The 18,133-nt window shown below is 67.2% G+C and carries 12 protein-coding genes; 5 read left to right on the forward strand and 7 right to left on the reverse strand.

The window, feature by feature from the left end; all coding sequences use genetic code 11:
• Positions 1-114: 114 nt before the first annotated feature.
• The 5 genes from K6V06_RS17325 to K6V06_RS17345 all read right to left on the reverse strand — a co-directional run bounded on the left by K6V06_RS17325 (position 115) and on the right by K6V06_RS17345 (position 5,231).
• Positions 115-1,068 carry a tripartite tricarboxylate transporter substrate binding protein gene (locus K6V06_RS17325; protein WP_222245371.1) on the reverse strand — a complete coding sequence of 318 codons (954 nt, stop codon included), beginning with the start codon at positions 1,066-1,068 and terminating at the stop codon, positions 115-117.
• Between the two features lie 48 nt (positions 1,069-1,116).
• Positions 1,117-2,019, reverse strand: coding sequence for an amidohydrolase (locus K6V06_RS17330; protein ID WP_222245372.1), 903 nt, complete (start codon positions 2,017-2,019; stop codon positions 1,117-1,119).
• 8 nt (positions 2,020-2,027) lie between these two features.
• A complete protein-coding gene (locus K6V06_RS17335) occupies positions 2,028-2,996 on the reverse strand; it encodes a tripartite tricarboxylate transporter substrate binding protein (protein ID WP_222245373.1) in 969 nt (322 codons plus the stop codon).
• Positions 2,997-3,165: 169 nt separating this feature from the next.
• A complete protein-coding gene (locus tag K6V06_RS17340) occupies positions 3,166-4,056 on the reverse strand; it encodes an oxaloacetate decarboxylase (protein WP_222245374.1) in 891 nt (296 codons plus the stop codon).
• Positions 4,057-4,067: 11 nt separating this feature from the next.
• Complete coding sequence (locus K6V06_RS17345) at positions 4,068-5,231, reverse strand: TauD/TfdA family dioxygenase (RefSeq protein WP_222245375.1); 1,164 nt, start codon at positions 5,229-5,231, stop codon at positions 4,068-4,070.
• A gap of 129 nt (positions 5,232-5,360) precedes the next feature.
• Between K6V06_RS17345 and K6V06_RS17350 the strand changes: the two genes are divergently transcribed.
• Together K6V06_RS17350 and K6V06_RS17355 are read left to right on the forward strand one after the other, a co-directional pair.
• On the forward strand, positions 5,361-6,260 hold the full coding sequence (locus K6V06_RS17350; protein WP_222245376.1) for a LysR family transcriptional regulator: 900 nt from the start codon (positions 5,361-5,363) through the stop codon (positions 6,258-6,260).
• Between the two features lie 602 nt (positions 6,261-6,862).
• The gene (locus K6V06_RS17355; protein ID WP_222245377.1) at positions 6,863-8,284 is read left to right on the forward strand and encodes a hypothetical protein; all 1,422 of its coding nucleotides are present in this window, start codon (positions 6,863-6,865) and stop codon (positions 8,282-8,284) included.
• Here K6V06_RS17355 and K6V06_RS17360 read toward each other — a convergent pair.
• Positions 8,274-11,426 carry an FAD-binding and (Fe-S)-binding domain-containing protein gene (locus K6V06_RS17360; RefSeq protein WP_222245415.1) on the reverse strand — a complete coding sequence of 1,051 codons (3,153 nt, stop codon included), beginning with the start codon at positions 11,424-11,426 and terminating at the stop codon, positions 8,274-8,276. The genes K6V06_RS17355 and K6V06_RS17360 overlap by 11 nt on opposite strands.
• A gap of 71 nt (positions 11,427-11,497) precedes the next feature.
• Here K6V06_RS17360 and K6V06_RS17365 point away from each other — a divergent pair, with 71 nt between their 5' ends.
• The 3 genes from K6V06_RS17365 (at position 11,498) to K6V06_RS17375 (ending at position 16,647) form a co-directional block, all read left to right on the forward strand.
• Positions 11,498-12,286, forward strand: a complete 789-nt coding sequence (locus tag K6V06_RS17365; protein ID WP_222245378.1) for a FadR/GntR family transcriptional regulator — start codon at positions 11,498-11,500, stop codon at positions 12,284-12,286.
• A 422-nt stretch (positions 12,287-12,708) separates the two neighbouring features.
• Positions 12,709-14,508, forward strand: coding sequence for a methyl-accepting chemotaxis protein (locus K6V06_RS17370; protein WP_222245379.1), 1,800 nt, complete (start codon positions 12,709-12,711; stop codon positions 14,506-14,508).
• A gap of 294 nt (positions 14,509-14,802) precedes the next feature.
• Complete coding sequence (locus K6V06_RS17375) at positions 14,803-16,647, forward strand: hypothetical protein (protein ID WP_222245380.1); 1,845 nt, start codon at positions 14,803-14,805, stop codon at positions 16,645-16,647.
• A 24-nt stretch (positions 16,648-16,671) separates the two neighbouring features.
• Here K6V06_RS17375 and K6V06_RS17380 read toward each other — a convergent pair whose 3' ends face one another.
• Positions 16,672-18,105 carry an FAD-binding oxidoreductase gene (locus K6V06_RS17380; protein ID WP_222245381.1) on the reverse strand — a complete coding sequence of 478 codons (1,434 nt, stop codon included), beginning with the start codon at positions 18,103-18,105 and terminating at the stop codon, positions 16,672-16,674.
• Positions 18,106-18,133 lie beyond the last annotated feature (28 nt).

Here is an 18,133-nt window from a genome sequence, read left to right on the forward strand (position 1 = left end):
GAGAGGGCAGGGGCAGTCGATCTGCGGTGTCGCTCGATCGAGCGCACGATGCCCTCTCCCCCGGCCCCTCCCCCGCAAGCGGGAGAGGGGAGCAACCCGGCGGGCTGCCGGTGCTTACGACACCTTCGTGCCCGTTACCGCGGCCACCTTCCCCCAGCGTGCGATCTCGGTCTGCAGGAAGCGCGTGAATTCCGCCGCGCTGCTGCCCACCGGCTCCAGCCCTTCATGCTTCAGGCGCTTCTGCATCGCCGGCGAGGCGACCGCGGCGCGCACCGATGCCTCCAGATCCTTCACCAGTTCCGGCGACATGCCTGCCGGTCCCAGCAGTCCGTACCACGAGCTGTAGTCGAAGCCGGGCAGCACGTCCGCAATCGGCGCGAGATCGGGAAACTGCGCGATCCGCTTGGTGGTGCTGATCCCCAGCCCCTTGATCTTGCCGGCCTGCAACAGCGGCTGCACCGTGGCGACGTTGCCGAGCAGCAGGTCGGTCTGGCTGGCGATGACATCGGACACCGCCGGTGCCGCGCCCTTGTAGGGCACGCTGATCAGCTCGATGCCCGCTTCGCGCTCGAACATCGCGCCGGCAAGATGGTTGGCGCTGCCGACGCCGGCAACACCGATGCTGAGCTTGCCCGGCTTCGATTTGGCCAGCGCGATCAGCTCCCTGACGTTATTGACCCCAAGGCCGGGACGCGAGACCAGGATCAGCGGCGAGCTGGCGATCAGCGAGATCGGCGTGAAGTCCTTCAGCGGCTCGAACGGCTTCTTGTCGAACACCGCGGGATTGATGGCGTGGCTGGTGTAGCAGAGCAGCAGCGTGCCGCCATCAGGCGCGGCGTTGGACACCGCCGTCGCGGCGATGTTGCCGGCGGCGCCGCCCCGGTTCTCGACGATGAACGATTGCTTGCGCCGCTGTTCGAGCTCGGCGGCCAGGGAGCGCGCCACCAGATCGGTGCCACCGCCCGGCGTGGCGCCCACCATGACCTTGGTAACGTTGGGGCCGGCGTATGCCGCGCCGGGCAGCACGGCGGTGGCGGCCATCAGGGCCAGGAAGTCGCGTCGTTGCATGGTTGTCTCTCCGTTTCTATCGTTATGGGTTTGTCTGTTGGGCAGCAGTCAGCCAGGGAAGCCGTACAGCGCAGCCGGGTTGTCGACGAGGATACGTCGGCGGATGTTCTCGTCGGGCACCCAGCGCACGAACTGGTCGATCAGTTCGCCATCGTCGGGCACGGTCGCGGGCGCATGCAGGGCGGGGTGCGGCCAGTTGGTGCCGAAGACCAGCCGGTCGGGGCGCGCATCGACGAGCGCGCCGACGATGAGCGCCATGTCCTCGTTCTGCCCGCCGGCATCGGAGCGCCGGTACCAGCTGGAGATCTTCGCCCAGCAGTCATCGCGCCCGCGCAGCAGCCGCAGCATGGCCTGGAAGCCGGCGTTCGCCGGACCTTCGCTGCCGCGCACGCAGCCGAGGTGATCGAACACCAGCGGCACCGGCACGCGAAGCAGCTCGTCTTCGAGTTGCGCGATCTCGTCGGCCTGCGCGACATGGACCTGCACATGCCAGCCGAACGGGCGGATACGCCCGGCGAAATGCGCGATGGCCTGCGTGCCGCCGTAGCCTTTCACATGGGTGGATACGCGAACACCCCGCATGCCGCCGGCATGCAGGGTGTCGAGTTGTTCGGCGGTGACATCGGATGGAAGTCCGGCCACGCCTCTGGCGCGATGCTGGCCCAGTCTGGCGATGACATCGAGGGTGAGCCGGTTGTCGGCGCCATAGACACTGGCGCTGACCTGTACCGTTCTGCTCAGCCCGACCTGCTCGCACATGGCAAGGTACTGCTCCAGATCTGCCCGTACCGGCGTGTATGAGCGCTGCGCCACCAGTGGGTAGCGCAGCGGGTCATCATAGACATGGCAGTGGCAGTCGGTGGCCCCGGGGGGCAGGGTCCATCGCGGGCGGGATACCTGCTGCCGTGGCGGCAGGCATACCGGCGCCGCGCCGTCTTCTGTCGGCGTCATGCAGTCTCCTAATGCTGTGCGGTGATATTGGCCTCGCGGATGACCTTGCCCCACTTCTCGGTTTCCCGCTGCAGGGTCTTGTCGAATTCGGCGGCGTCGCCCGCATGGACATCGGCGCCGAGTTCGCGGAATTGCCGGGCGACATCCTCGCTCGCGAGCGTCTTGCGCAGGGCGGTGCCGACCGTGGCGATGATCTCCGGCGAGGTGCCCTTGGGGAACATCAGGCCAGTCGTGGTCGCGGCCTCGAAGCCCGGCAGGCCGCTTTCGGCGAGCGTGGGCAGGTCCGGCATCACGGAGGTGCGCTTGTCGGTCGTCACGCCCAGCGCCTTGAGCTTGCCCGCGCGGATCTGCGAGATCGTCGAGGCGAGCTGATCGAAGGTGAGATCGACATGGCCGCCCAGCAGATCGGCGACCGCCAGGCTGCTGCCCTTGTAGGGAACATGCAGCAGCCTGGTGCCGCTCTGCTTCTGGAAGTACTCGCCGGTCAGGTGCGCCGCGGTGCCGACGCCAGCGGTGGCGATGGTCAGCTTGCCGGGATTGGCCCGTGCATAGGCGATGAACTCCGCGACATTCTTCGCGGGGATCCCGGGGCTGACGGCGAGCACCAGCGGGGCACGTGAAATCGGGCCGGCGGCGACCAGGTCGCGCTCGGGCGTCAGCGATGCCTGCGGGTTCAGCGCCTTCAACGGGGCCAGCGCGCCGGTGGAGGCCAGCAATGCGGTATAGCCGTCGGGCGCGGAACGCGCGACCAGTTCGGCGCCGACCAGGCCGGCCGCGCCGGCACGGTTCTCAACCACCACGCTCTGGCCCAGCGACTTCGACAGTCCCGCGGCAACGATGCGCGCGGTGGCGTCGATATTGCCGCCCGGCGGGAACGGCACCACGAGTTTGATCGGCTTGTCGGGATAGGCGGCCGCTGCGGCAGTGGTGGCGGCGCAAAGAAGGGCGCCAAGGAAGGCGCGCAATTGGGGCTTCATGGGGTTGTCTCCCTGTTTCTAATGATTCGGCTTGGGGCTGCCGATGTCTTGCCGTCGTCCCCGCGCAAGCGGGGACCCAGTGGCTTTGAAACCGCGATAGGGCGGGAAGGAAGTCGCTGGGTCCCCGCCTGCGCGGGGACGACGAGGTGGTTGCTGCAACTGCCGGAGGTCAGGCGGGATCGTCTTCGGCGTACCTGCGTCCTCTCTCCAGCAATTCGGGCGTTCCAATCAGCCCGTTCAACGCATCGAAGTCGTTCATCTCGTCCTTGAACCCGCGCGTGCTGCCGTCGGCCTTGAGGCCGGCGAAATAACGCTGCAGCTGGCGCGAGGCGAAACGCACGGTGCCGCCGGGGTAGATCACGATGCGATAGCCGCGCGCACCGAGTTCGCCGGCGCTGTGGATCGGGGTCTTGCCGCCTTCGACCATATTGGCCAGCAGCGGCACGCGGGAGGCAAAGCGGCCGCAGACGCGGTCCATGTCGGCGGCCGATACCACGGCCTCGATAAAGAGCGCATCCACGCCGCATTCCAGATAGGCTTCGGCGCGTTCGATGGCGGCTTCGAGTCCTTCCACCGCCACCGCGTCGGTACGGCCGAGGATCAGCGTGTCGGCGCTGTGGCGCGCGTCGAGCGCGGCCTTCAGCTTGCCGCACATCTCGCGCACCGGCACCACCGTCTTGCCGGCCAGATGACCGCAGCGCTTGGGAAAGCCCTGGTCCTCGAGCTGGATCATGGCGGCGCCGGCACGCTCGAAGGCGCGCACGGTGCGCTGGGTATTCAACGCATTGCCGTAACCGGTGTCGCCGTCGACGATGATCGGCAGCGACACGCGATCGGCGATGCGGGCGAGGACATCGGCGGTCTCGCTGGCGGTGGTCAGCCCCACATCGGAGCGGCCGAGCAGGGTGTAGGCGACCGCGCCGCCCGACAGGTACAGCGCTTCGAAACCGGCCTGTTCGGCCAGCAGGGCGGACAGCGCGTCGTAGACGCCCGGCGCCAGTACCGGCTCGGACTGGCGCAGCCTCTCCTTCAGGGAAGCGCTTTGCGCTACGTTCTGCATCGCCGGCTCCATCAGGCGGATGCCATGTCGGCATTGGCGGCGGCGACGATGCGCGCCATGTCTTCCTGTCGCACCTGCGGCTGCCACGGCTCGTAGGTCATCCCCAGTGCCGCGGCCTGCCGCTTCTCGTAAGCGAGGAATTCCTGCGTGATCGCGCTGCCGCGCACGCCGCCGCGCACCGCACCGGGCCGCACGTCGCCGAAGTACTCCTTCCAGTTGTCCGGCAGCGGTTGCGAGCCGGGGACCGACAGCCACAGGCGGAACAGATGGCGCTTGCGGTCGGGTTCGTCGAAGTCCTCGAAGGGCGTGCGCGAATGCAGCGTGACGTAGTTGTTCAGCAGCTGCATGTCGCCTTCCTCCAGATCCATGGAGTAGCACAGCAGTTCGCTGGGCATCAATTCGTCGAGCAGGTCCAGCGCCTCTTCCTGTGCGCGGGTCAGGCGCGGCACTTCCGGGAAGTCGCGCTGCGCGGCGACGGTGTTCTTGCGGTTGGCGCGCGCGGCGAAGAACTCCGGGTGATTGCCGAAGATCGGGCAGCGGTAGTAGGGCGGCTGCACCGGGTCCTGGGTGCCCTGGTAGCTGTGGAACCAGGTGCCCTTGAGGACCGGAATCAGGTCCGGGCGGCGGCGCTCGACTTCCTCGTACAGCGCAATCGAGCTGATGACCTTGCTGCTGCCGCCGGACTTGGCGGTGCGCCGGCACAGCAGCCCGACCACGTCGCAGGAGTCCTGGTGGAAGTCCAGTCCCGCGTTGGTGTTGTAGCCACGGCCGCCCTTGACCTTGTATTCGCCGCCTTCATTGCGCACATCGTTCATGAACTGGCTGGCGCGGTTCTGCGTGCGGCCCACGCCCATGTAAAGGCTCATGCCCCAGTAGGCCAGGCGCGCTTCCTCTTCGGTCCACTCGCCGACCGGGAAGCCCTTGACCAGGCACATGCCCCAGCGTCCCTGGGTGGTGTCGATGGCGCGCTTGAGCACGTCACGCGCGGCGTCGTTGAGCGGGAAGTCCGCCTGCTCCATCTCGAGCAGCGGCTTGTTCAGGGTCCTGGCGTGGTTCAGCGCCTCGCGCATGCCCTGGATTTCGGCCTCGGAGAGGCGCAGGATCCAGGAGTTGTCTTGGCGGACCTGCTGGGCGGTCCAGGCTTGCGGGCGCTGGGAGGCGGGGGTACCGGACATTGAGGGGGTCTCCACTTGTGGTGCGGGTTGTGCGCGTTGTGCGGGTTGTGCATCGATGTGAAGACAGTCTATGGTCTGGCGTATGATTAAAAAAGCGAACTTATTTGAGACTCCTCATAAGAGTTTTTGATGAAGCTGGAAACCTTTCATACCCTTGAAGCCGTGCTGCAGACCGGCACTTTTGCCGCCGCCGCGGGCCAGATGAACCTCACGCCCAGCGCGGTAAGCATGCAGATGAAGCAGCTGGAGCAGTATCTGGGCAAGCCGCTGTTCGACCGTTCCGGCCTGCAGGCGCGGCCCAACCGGCTGGCGCACGAGGTGTCGGACGCCATGCGGCAGGCGCTGCTGAACCTGGAAGCACTGCGCGCCAGCAGTGGCCTGGCGGTGGAGGGCGTGGTGCGCGTCGGTGTCATCGAGTCCCTGCAACCGGTGGTGCTGCCGGGGCTGCTGCGCCATCTGCGCGAGCGTCATCCGCGCCTGGAGCTGCGCCTGGTGCGGGGACGCAGCAGCACGCTGACCGCGGCGGTGAAGGCCGGCGAGATCGACGCCGCGCTGGTGGCGCAGCCGGTCGATGGCGGCTCGGTGCGGCTGCGCTGGACCCCGATGCTGCGGCGGGAGCTGGTGCTGATCGCACCGCCGGGCGCCACCGAGGGCAATGCCGGCTCGCTGTTCCGGCTGTACGACTGGATTCGCTACGACCGCCATACGGTGACAGGGGCGATGGCCGTGCAGTACGTCAACAGCCATATCCCCGAGATCCGCGGCACGCTGGAGTTCGACAGCGCCCCGGCCATCGTGGCGATGGTGCACGCCGGGCTGGGGGTGTCGATCGTGCAGACGCCGGACCCGGTAACCCTGCAGAGCTACCCGGTGCGCATCGTACGGCTTGGGCGTGCGGCGCCGGTGCTGACGCTATCGATGGTCACGCGCAAGACCGACGACGACAATCGCTCGGTGGAAGCGGTGCGCGATGCCATGCGCATGACGCTCGGGACCTTCCAGCGGCAATCGGTGGCCGCGGCGCATTGAGGTCGCAGGGCCGCGGAAGGGACGTGCAGCGACAGCTTCCGGAATTTGCCGACAATCGGGCGGCGTTGCAGATTGAATGATGACGGGTTTGAACTGTTCGAATTGCCGAACTGAACATGCCCGATCGCCTCTTCTCTCCGCTGTCCTGCTTCTCCCCGCGCAAGGTAGTTCCGGAATTGCCCCTGCATGAGGGGACCATCCCATGGAAAGGGTACCGGGTGACCCTCGTCGCGACGCCGAGTGGCGATGTCGAGGCGGTGCAGTCGGGGCGCCCCCCGTCGCTGACGTTATGGCAGCGCTTCCTTTATCTGCTGCGATCGCTGTTCGGGCGGCCCGGTGGAAGCCGGTGGCGGTTGTCGGAGCGAGAGTGCGGCGAGGCACACGCGCTTCTCGCCGTCCTGCGGCGCCGCAGGGGCCTGCCCGCCCCTGCGGTGAGCGCGTCGCCGAAGCCGAGGCCCGGCAGTCCTGTGTCGTGCAGTGGGCGATTCCCGGGCAGGATGCCCGGCCTGCAACTTGTCCAGTTGCCCGTGGAATGTCTTTGGAGGGTGGTGCGACGCCTGGGGCTTCACGATCTCCTGCGCATTTCGCGAGCGAGCCGGCAGATGCACGGCATCTTCCGTCGCTACTCCGCATTGCTGCTTCTGCCGGCCCTGTACTGGGAACGCGGCACGCTGGTGAAAGACGAGGCGCACTTCCGCGCCTTGCTCAAGACGGTCAGCGACGCTCCCATCCGAGACGCCGAAAAGGTGGTGGCGCTGCACGCGATGGCGGTGAGCCTGGCGCGGTTCCCCTGCAACTCCGCACCGGCACTGGAGCTGCTCGACGTGCTCGTGCGCCTGTCGCCGAGGGCACTGATGAAGACGCGCCTGGCGGTACCACGGGCGTGGAGTATCGCCGCGGCAATCGCGTTCGCGCTATACCGGCAAGGCGGCGTTGACTTCCTGCATGATGCAGTGCTGGAGAGGCTTGGCCGGCTTTCGGTGGAGGTGCGAAGCCAGGTTGCGCTCGGTTATGCCGAGCAGTTGCACGTCATCTGCATGCAGACCGGAGACCGTGAGACGCGTGTTGGCATGGCGCCCATCGCTGGGCTCGTGCCGGCCAGGATTGCGCAGATGCTGGCAGCAATCGAGCGATCCTCCGAACCCGTGTCGCTGGCGGAGCGGGTTGCGCTGCTGCGGCAGGCCATCGATTCCAGGTGGGAAGCGCGCATCATCACCTGGCTGCTGGAGGTCTGGGTGCACCATATCGACGACGACGAGCCCCTCGAGCACGCGCGGGCCATCTGGCAAGCCATCGCGCATTGGTTCCGCGTGGATCCGCCCACCAGCCCGCTGCTGCAGCCCTGGGCTGCGCGGCTCGAGCTGGCGATCGCTGTCTGCCTGCGATTGACACTGACCGGCGAGCCGGGACAGGAAGCGCTGCTCGTCGAACCATCGTCCCTGCCGTCGCCAGAGGCGGCTGCGGCATTGCAGTTCGCACACGTCGTGGTGGCGACCCGGGTCGCCGTAAGCGAAGACGGGCCGCTGCTCCGACATGCCGAGGCGATGGTGCAGGACTTGCCGCCGGCGCTGCGGGAAGCCGGGCGTTGTCTGCAAATTGTCCTGGCAGCGCGGGACGCAGCGACGATACGCGTCGCGATCCGGTCCTGTCAGCGACTGCAGTCCAGGGAGCGTTATCCCGTGCTGCAATGCATCTTGGCATCGGTGTGGAACCTGCCGGAGGACGAGCGCGTGCCTGCTGCCGCTGCGGTATTGCACGCCTTCCTTGCCTTGCCGCCAGCCGAGCGGCCCTGTCGCTACGACGCCCCGGCCCTGCTGGAAGTGATGAAGTCCTTTCTGCGAGCCGTGCCCGCCTGGTGGTGGACCCCGTGCAATGGGGAGATAGCCGACTTCCTTCTGGCGACCGCCCGGTCCCTGGTGGAAGCCGAGCGGCGCGTCATGCTCGCTGTCATCGAGGAAAGCCTCTACATCGTGCCGGAGGAAGCGAGGCACGACCTGCGGCAACGCCTGCTCGTCATGCGGTAGAGCCCTCGTGCTGGTTCCGCTCACGGGGAGCCGCATCCTTCGTTTCCGTCCCGAGGTGCGCAAGCAGGACCTCGATTGGATGCCGCAATCTCTTGTCCGAGAATCGCTTCACCTGGCTGCGGCACGAATAGCCGGTCGCCAGCCATTCGCCACCTTCGTCATCGGCTTGCTGCATCAGCGGCTCCCAGCTTTGGCCATAGATCACGCGGGAGGTTGCCACATTGCGCGCTTCGTGCCCGTAGGTGCCGGACATGCCGCAGCAGCCGGTCGCCTGTGGGAGCAGCCGAAGCCCGGCGCGGGCGAACAGCGCCGGCCATAGCGCGGCGGTGGCGGGGGAGGTCGTCTTCTCGGTGCAATGGGAGAGCAGCCGATAGGTGGGGAGCGCGGGATCGGCCTTCGCTTGCGCGTGCGGCCAGGCCTGCATCAGCCATTCCTGCGGCAGCAATACCGGCGGGCAATCGGTCGCGCCATCGGTCTTCGCGTATTCCTGCCGGTACACCAGCGTCATGGCAGGGTCCAGGCCCACCATCGGAATGCCGCTCGCGGCGAGCGCCTTCAGCATGGCCGCGTTGCGACGCGCGGCACGGGCAAAGGGCTGCAGGAAGCCCTGCACCTGCAGCGGCTTGCCGTTGGGCCGGAAGGGCGCCAGCCACACGGTATAGCCCAGCCGCACCGCCAGCTCCACCAGGGCTGCGAACACCGGTGTGTCGAACCAGCGGGTGAAGGCATCCTGTACCAGCACCACGCTGCGGGATCGCTGCGCGTCGGATAGCGCGGCCAGGCCTTCCGGGCTGGCGTCGCGCACGTCCAGCCGGCGGCGCAGCGCACCGAGATCGAAGCGGCTGAGCAAGGGACTGTCGACCATGCCGGCGTGGCGTTGCAGCGCGCGGCGCACCAGCGGGGAGGACATCGCCGCGTTGTAGGCGCGCGGCATGCGCGCGAGCCAGGGCAGGGTGGTTTCCAGCGAGCCAATCAGGTAGTCCTTCAACGGCCGCGCATAGCGGCTGTGATATCGCTCGAGGAACCGCGCGCGAAACTCCGGCACGCTGACCTTGACAGGGCATTGCCCCGCGCAGCTCTTGCAGGACAGGCAGCCCGCCATGGCTTCGTAGACTTCATGGGAAAAGTCCTCCCGGTCGCGGCGCGTATTGCGCCAGCGCGTCGGCAGGCTGCGCAGCGCGGCCACTGCGCCGGTCTGGACCGGCCGCAGCACGTCCACGCCGGCCGCCTGCTGCAGGCGCAGCCATTCGCGCATCAGGGAGGCGCGCCCCTTGGGAGAGTGGCGGCGCTCGCGCGTGCCCTTCCACGACGGACACATCGCATCATCAGGATCGAAGTTGTAGCAGGCGCCATTGCCGTTGCAGTGCATCGCGGTGCCGTAGCTTTGCCAGACGCGCTCGTCGATGGTCCGGTCCGCATCCCCTCGCATCGGCACTTCGTCGATCCTCAGCAACGGGGCCTGGGGCACGGTGGCGGGCGTGGCGATCTTGCCGGGGTTGAGCTGGTTGTAGGGATCGAACGCCGCCTTCAGTTCCTGCAGGGCGGGATAGAGCGGGCCGAAGAACTTCGGTGCGTACTCGCTGCGAACGCCCTTGCCGTGCTCGCCCCACAGCAGGCCACCGTAGCGCTGCGTCAGTTCGGCCACGCCATCGGAGATGGTGCGGATCATCGCCGCCTGGGCCGGGTCCTTCATGTCCAGCGCGGGCCGGACGTGCAGCACGCCAGCGTCGACGTGGCCGAACATGCCATAGCGAAGGCCGTGGCTGTCCAGCAGCGCGCGGAACTCGGCGATGTAGTCGGCCAGGTTCTCCGGCGGCACCGCGGTGTCCTCGACGAACGGTTGCGGGCGCGCTTCGCCCTGCACGTTGCCCAGCAGGCCGACGGCGCGCTTGCGCATCGCGTAGACCTGTTCCACCGCCTTCTGGCCGCGCGCGATGGTATGGCCCAGGCGCATCACGCTGTTGTCCTGCTGCAGATGGGCGACGAAGGCGGCGACGCGCGCATCGAGTTCGTCGGCGTCGTCGCCGCTGAACTCGATCAGGTTGATGCCACGCGTGGGCGGCTGGGCGTCGCCTTGCGGGAAGTACTGCGCCACGCCGGTCCAGACGATGTCCTTCATCGCCAGCATCAACACGGTGGAATCGACGGTCTCGATCGACAGCGGCCGATGCGCCATCAACGCTTGGGCGTCGCGCAGCGCGTCCATGAAGCCGGCGTAGCGCACGTTGACCAGCACGGAATGCCGTGGGATCGGCAGCACGTTCAGCTCGGCCTCCACCACGAAGGCGAGCGTTCCCTCGGCACCGCACAGCACGCTGTTCAGGTTGAAGCGCCCATCGGGCTCGCGCAGATGGGCCAGGTCGTAGCCGGTCAGGCAGCGGTTGAGCCTGGGAAAGCGCGCCGCGATCTGCTCGCGCCGGGTTTGCTCGATCCGTGCCGCACAGCGGTAGGCGTCGCCGATGCGGCCGGGCTGCTCCAGCGCGCTGTGCAGATCCTCCTCGCTCAGCGGCCGGCTTTCGAAGCGCTCCCCGCCGAGCAGCACGCAATCGAGCGCCAGCACGTGGTCGCGCGTCTTGCCATAGGTGCAACTGCCCTGGCCGCTGGCATCGGTATTGATCATGCCGCCAATGGTCGCGCGGTTGCTGGTCGACAGCTCCGGCGCGAAAAACAGGCCGTGCGGCTTCAGCGCGGCGTTAAGCTGGTCCTTGACCACGCCGCCCTGCACACGTACCCGGCGGGCGGCCGGATCGATGGCGAGGATGGCATTCATGTGGCGCGACATATCTACCACGATCCCGTCGGTCAGCGACTGCCCGTTGGTGCCGGTGCCGCCGCCGCGCGGCGCCAGCGCGATGGCGCGGTGCGCCGGTTCGCCGGCCACCCGCGCCAGGACCTGCACGTCGGCGGCGTCGCGGGGGAAGACGGCCGCCTGCGGCAGGCGCTGGTAGATCGAATTGTCGGTGGCCAGTACGGTGCGGTCGGCATGGCGCACCGAGATCTCGCCGCGGAATCCGCTGGCGCGCAGTGCATCGAGAAACGACCGGTACGCCTGCGCGGTGGGCTCGGGCGGCAGTACCGGGGCGATCGCGGCGGCAGACGAAGGCCGCGCGGCGGGAATGACGGTGGTGGGCAAGGCAGGCATGCGGCTGCGGCGATCCAGGGGATTCATCATACGTATGATGTTACAGTAACAGCCACCGCGCGCGAGCGGATATGCTTCACGTTTTCCTGCCCGCCAATTCCACCGACGCCTCGTTGCCCATGCAGCCGCCTTCGCTCTCCCTTCCCGAACGCGTCTACGCCACGCTTTCCGCGCAGATTCGCAACGGCAGTCTGCCGCCCGGCACGCGCCTGCCGATCGAGCCGGCGCTGTGCGAACGCTATGGCGTCAGCCGCACGGTCCTGCGCGAAGCGATTGCCCGGCTGAAGGCGGAAGGGCTGCTGGACGTACGGCAGGGCAGGGGCACCTATGTGCTGCCCGCCAGCGCCGCCACGAGCTTTCGCTTTGCCATCGACGGCGCTGGGCAGGCCGAGCAGATCGCGCAGATCCTCGAACTGGCCGAATTGCGGCTGGGCGTGGAGATTACCGCGGCGGGGTTGGCGGCCCAGCGTCGCAGCAAGCCACAACTGGCGCAGCTCAAGCGCTGCCTGGATGCGATGGAGGACGCGGTGCGCAACGGCACCGATGGCAGCGGGGCAGACCTGGCCTTTCACGCGGTGGTCGCGCAGGCCACCGGCAACTCGCAGTACCGGATGTTCATGGATTTCCTCGGCGGGCGTTTTGCCACAGCCATTGCCACATCGCGGTTGCACAGTGCGCACCGGGGCATGACCGAGGAAGCGCAGCGCGAGCACCGGGCGATCTATGAGGCGATCGCCGCTGGCAAGCCCGCTAGCGCCGAGCGTGCGATGCGGCGGCATATCGAGGCGGCCGCGGCCCGCCTTGCGGACGGACAGCCGGCCCGTGCGAAGGACCAACGGGGGCAGTCAACAGCACAATGATGGCCCATGGTCGGGCTCGGCCATACGGTTCGGAGCAGATCAGATCGCAGCTTCAGGGCAGCGGTGAAACCATGCGCGAGATCGTGAGCAATGTCACAACGGGTGAGATGCGAAGGCGGCGCGCTTCCCCTTAATCCAGTTTGAACGTGCGTACCACGGCTGCCAGCCGGCCCGCCTGATCCGAGGGCGGTTCCTTTTTCCGGGTTATCCCGCGGCCGGGTAAATCCTGATGCGATGCTCGGCTTTCCTTTCCTTTCTAAAAGTAATTCGAACGCCATTTTTGCGCGTCGGTGCCCTTATAAATAGCGCCTGTAAAAGCACATCTGGCAGAGCGGTGTTTATCCCTACTCAAGGCCCTCATTCCTACGCCGTAAATCCGATGCATCCGTCAACTGCATTCGGTTCAGCACGAGGGACCTTCCATGCTTTCTTCGCTCCGCGCGCGCATCGTTGCGCTGTCTGTGGCCATCGTCATCGTGGCGCTTGCCGCCAACGCCGTCGTCAATCACGTGGTGGCCCGCGCCCACAATGACGAGGCCATCGTCAACAACCTGAGGGCGGTACAGTCGGGGCATGTGCAGGCCATTGCGGAGTGGGTGGCGGCGCATACCCAGAGCATGGCCGCCATGCAGGACGCCGTCATGCAGGACGATCCGGTTCCCTTGCTGAAACTCGTCTCGAATGCCGGCGGTTTCCTGAATACGTTTGTCGGCTTTCCGGACAAGCGCCATCACTTTTCCAACCCGGAAGGGGTGAAGCCGGGTTTCGATCCCACCAGCCGGCCCTGGTTCAAGCAGGCGTCCGCCGCCGGCAAGCCCATCGTCACGCCGCCCTACGTATCGGCGAGCACCGGCAAGATGGTGGTGACCTTCGCCGTGCCGATCATCCGCGACGGCAGCCTGCGGGCGGTGGTCGGCGGCAACGTGCAGATGGAAGGCGTGGTGGAGAACGTGCGTTCGATCCATCCGACGCCTGCCAGCTTTGGCATCCTGGTCTCCCGCAGCGGCCAGATCGTCGCGCATGGCGACGACAAGCTGATGCTCAAGCCGATCGGCGATCTGATTCCCGGCCTGGACGGCGACAAGCTGGCGGCACAGATCGACGCGAGCTCGCCGCTGGAAGTGTCGGTCGGCGAGGAGGCCAAGCTGCTCGGCGTGACGGCGATCCCGGGCACGGACTGGATGGCGGTGCTGGCACTGGACAAGGCCGAAGCGACGGCCGGCATGCGTTCCGTGCTGATCGCCTCGGTGATCTCGCTGGTGGTGGTGGCGATTGCCGCTGCGCTGATCATGGCCGCCGTGACGGCGGTGTCGTTCCGTCGTCTGTCGTTGATCCGCGATGCGATGGCGGCGATCGGCAGCGGTGACGGCGACCTGACGCGCCGGCTGCCGGCGCAGGGCAAGGACGAGGTGGCGCAGATCGCCGCCGCCTTCAATACCTTCGCCGACAAGCTGGTGCGCGTGATGCGGCAGATTCGCGAGACCAGCGAATCGGTGCACGTGGCGGCCAACGAGATTGCCGAGGGCAACGCCGACCTGTCGCGCCGCACCGAATCGGCCGCGGCCAGCCTGGAGGAAACCGCGGCGTCGATGGAGCAGATTACCGCGACGGTCGGACAGTCCGAAGCGTCCGCCCGCGCGGCGGAACGCTCGGCCAGCGAGGCACAGCGGGTGGCGACCACGGGTGGCAGTTCGATCAGCGCCGCCGTGACGACGATGAGCGAGGTCGAGCAGGCCGCGGTCAAGGTATCGGACATCACCGGTGTGATCGACGGCATCGCGTTCCAGACCAATATCCTCGCGCTGAACGCGGCAGTGGAAGCGGCCCGTGCCGGCGAGCAGGGCCGCGGCTTCGCGGTGGTGGCAGGCGAGGTGCGTGCACTGGCACAGCGCAGCTCGCAGGCGGCCAAGGAGATCAAGACGCTGATCGAATCGACCGTGAGCAGCGTGAACACCGGGTCGCAGCAGGTACAGCACAGCGGCGAGACCATGCGCGAGATTGTCGGCAACGTCGGACGCGTGACCTCGGTCATCTCCGAAATCCTGCATGCCGCGCAGGAGCAGACGCGTGGCATCCAGGAAGTGAACGCGGCGGTCGGTCAGCTGGACCAGATGGTGCAGCAGAACGCTGCGCTGGTGGAGCAGTCCACGGCCGCCGCTGCCACGCTGCAGGATCAGGCCGGACGACTGGCCAGCGTGGTGCGCACCTTCAAGCTGGACTGATAGGGCAGGGCGACCGTAGCGACAGCCCGCCCGCAAGGGTGGGACAAACGGACCCGCGGCACAGCTGCGGGTTTTTTTGCTTTTGTCGCACCTGCACGCTGCATCTGGTGCAGATACGAAAATCGAAACCCATTTGACACCGCCAGCGTGGGGCCAAATGCGCAAACATTGGGCTTTCCGGAATCATTCACCTGTCCGTTCATGCCTGTGTCATCCTGCTTTCCGCTTGCCGCTGGTCTCGCCCGTCGTCTCTTCTCCCGCTGTTGCGGTTCACTGCCAGACAATTTGCACCCCATGCATGAGGGCTATCGGCAGTGGCGAGGCTACTCGGTCCGGTTTTTTTCGTCGGCGGGAAACGGGATCTATGCATCCTGCGAGCGGCCGCCGGCGTCGGCCAGTGTCTTCGAGAAGTTCGCGTACCTGATTCGTTCCCTGTTCCGCCTGCAGGGAGGGCAGTGCTGGAAGCTGTCCATCGACGATACCACGGACGTGTACACAGAGCTGGGGTGCCGGGCCAGCAGCACCGGCCATACGGCGACTTCCGCCGCCGGCAGGATGGCGGGGCCAGCCGCGGTACAGCCTTGGCCGAGCAATGCCGAAAGCGGGCCAGCGCCTGTACCGGCGCGGGAGGCGGTGCAAGAAGCGGTGCAAGAAGCGGTGCGAGAAGCGGTGCAGGTAGCCGCGTCATCCCGACGGCCGTCGTTCCAACCGCGGAATGGCAGAATCAGCCAGCTGGTGCACGCCGACCGGGACGGAGAGGCATCGCCCGGGACATCGGGGCGGGAAATGCAGGCGGATGGTCCCGCGCCCGAGCAAGTTTCGCCAGACTCGCCTGTCCCGGCAACGCGCCCGCGGGGCCGCGCCAGCCGGGTCGAGCGCAGCGTCGCCATGCCGCCGCCCATTCCGCCGTGCACGCCTGCGGTCGAGGCTGCCACCACGCCGACGACGATGCCGCCGACAGCGGCAGTCGACGCGCCTGAACGCCCCACCGGCGCGCAGGAAGCGATCGAAGCGGCGAGCGGGAGCGAACCGTTGCAACGGCTTGCCGGTCGGCTGCGTCGTTGCTCGGCCGATGCATTGCGCCGTGTGGTCAGCACCATCTGCTCGGTGCCGGACAACGGGAAGGACCTCATCGCCGCGGTGGCACCGTTCGCGGCGTCTGCACGATCGGAGCAAGCCGAGGCGCCACCGTTGCCGCGGCTACAACTGGAGATGCAAGCCTGGCAAACGGTGGAGACGACGCGAGTCGTCAGGGACAAGCCGCTGGTCGATTTCGCCGCCAGATTGATGTGCGCCTGCAATCGAGAGGGTGACGACAGGACAGTCGCAGCGGGCTTGCTTGACTGCATCGCCAGCCTGAGCGCATGCCACTCGAGTCTCAGGCCGGACGCGGCGGTCATCTTGCTCGAGTGCATGGCGCAGTGGCTGTCAAATCCCCGGCAGCGGCAGTCGCCGCAGTTGCTGCTGCTGGCCGGCAGTGTGCTGGAACAGGGCCTGTCATGCAATGACGCGAACGACCAGGCTCTGGCGTTTCGCCTGCAGACGTTACCGGCTCGGCTGCAGAATGCGCCGGCTGCACTGGTGCTCGCGTTGGCGATTCATCTGCCGCAGCTACCGCAAGAATCGCGCGTCGCTCTGATGGCCAGCCTGCTGCAAATGCCCGTCACGACGCCGCCGTCGATGGCGGAATCCATCCGCATCCTGCTGGAGGCATACAGCGCGGGATCGCAGCGGACCTTTACCAGACTGGTGGAACGCGTGGACTCCCTGTCCCCTCGTTACCAGCCGCTGTTGCTGGCCGCCATGGCGTCGACCTTGCACCATCGCCCGGGATTCGACCGAACCGAAGGCGGAGTGGCGATCGTGCGGGCGTGCGTAGCGTTGCCGACGGAGGGCGAGGGGAGTCCTGACCCGGATGGGCCAGGGTCGATGGCCACCATCGTCAGCCGCGTCGTCCGTGCGATGCCAGCGTTGCGTGGACTTGCACGCGACACCGCTGTGATAGACCGCCTGCAGGCGTGTGGCGATGCGCTGCCCGAGGCACGCAAACGGGCCTTCCTGCAGGCGCTGTGGGAGGCCTTGGCATCGAGCGAGCCCGAGACGGTCGCCCAGCCGGCGGCCGGCGTCGGGACCGAGTGAGAGAACGGCCGGGGCCTGCCCTGCTCAGACGACCTTGCCCGGGTTCATCAGCCCCATCGGATCGAGCGCCTGCTTGATCGACGTCATCAGCGCGATCTCGACCTCGCTCTTGTAGCGCTTGTTCTCCTCGCGCTTGAGCTGCCCCAGGCCGTGTTCGGCGGAAATCGAGCCCCCGTGCGCGTCGACGCTGTCGTGGACGATGTGCTTGATGGCGTCCTCGTTGGCGAGAAAGGCGTCGTGGTCCTGGCCCAATGGCGGCGAGACGTTGTAGTGCAGGTTGCCGTCGCCCAGATGACCGAAGGTGATCATTCGCACGCCGGGGAAGGCCGCCGCGATCCTGGCGTCGGTGGTCTCGATGAAGTCGGCGATGCGCGAGATCGGCACGGCGATATCGTGCTTGATGTTCTTGCCTTCGTCGGCCTGCGCCAGCGGAATGTGCTCGCGCAGATTCCAGAAGTCGCGCGATTGCTGCACCGACTCGGCCACCACGGCATCGAGCACGATGCCCGCTTCGAAGGCGGCTTCCATCAGTGTCTCGAAGGTATTGCGCGCATGTGCCTCGCTCTCGTTGTCCGACAGCTCCAGCAGCACGACCTGATCGTGCTGCTCGGCGAATGGATAGCGCATCTGCGGGTAGTGATGGGTCACCAGCGACAGGCAGATGTTCGACATCAGCTCGAATCCGGTCAGCATCGGGCCGGCATGCTGCTGCGCCGTTTCCAGCAGCTTCAGCGCGGCACGCGGATCGGCGACGGCGGCCAGCGCGGTGACGCGGGCGCGGGGGGCGGGGTACAGCTTCATCACCGCGGCGGTGATGATCCCGAGCGTGCCTTCCGCGCCGATGAACAGATCGCGCAGATCGTAGCCGGTATTGTCCTTGCGCAACCCGCGCAGCCCGTTCCAGATCTCCCCCGAGGGCGTCACCACTTCGAGTCCGAGACACAGTTCGCGGGTGTTGCCATAGCGCAGCACCGCGGTGCCGCCGGCGTTGGTCGACAGGTTGCCGCCGATGGTGCAGCTGCCTTCCGCCGCCAGGCTCAGCGGGAACAGGCGGTCCTGCTCGCGCGCGGCTTCCTGGATCTGCTGCAGGATCACGCCGGCTTCGACGGTGATGGTGTTGTTCAGCGGATCGACCTGGCGGATGCGGTTCAGCCGCTTCAGCGACAGCACCACCGATGGGGTCACGTGGTCGGGCGTCGCACCGCCGCAAAGCCCGGTATTGCCCCCTTGCGGCACGATGGCGAGCTGGTGGGCGTGGCAGGCCTTGACCGCCGCGGCCACCTCTTCCGTCGAGCCGGGCAACAGCACGGCCACGGCATCGCCGGTGAAGCGGCGGCGCCAGTCGATCAGGTACGGCGCCTTGTCGCCGGGTTCGGTCAGCACATGGGTGGGACCGAGGGCGGCGCGGCACAGCGAGAGAAAGGACTGCAGGCGGGAATCGGATGCGGCGTTGCTCATGACCTTGCTCGTGGGTGGGTTGGGCGCG

The sequence above is a fragment of the Cupriavidus sp. AU9028 genome, from assembly GCF_019795295.1.
In the GTDB taxonomy this organism is placed as follows: Bacteria; Pseudomonadota; Gammaproteobacteria; order Burkholderiales; family Burkholderiaceae; genus Cupriavidus.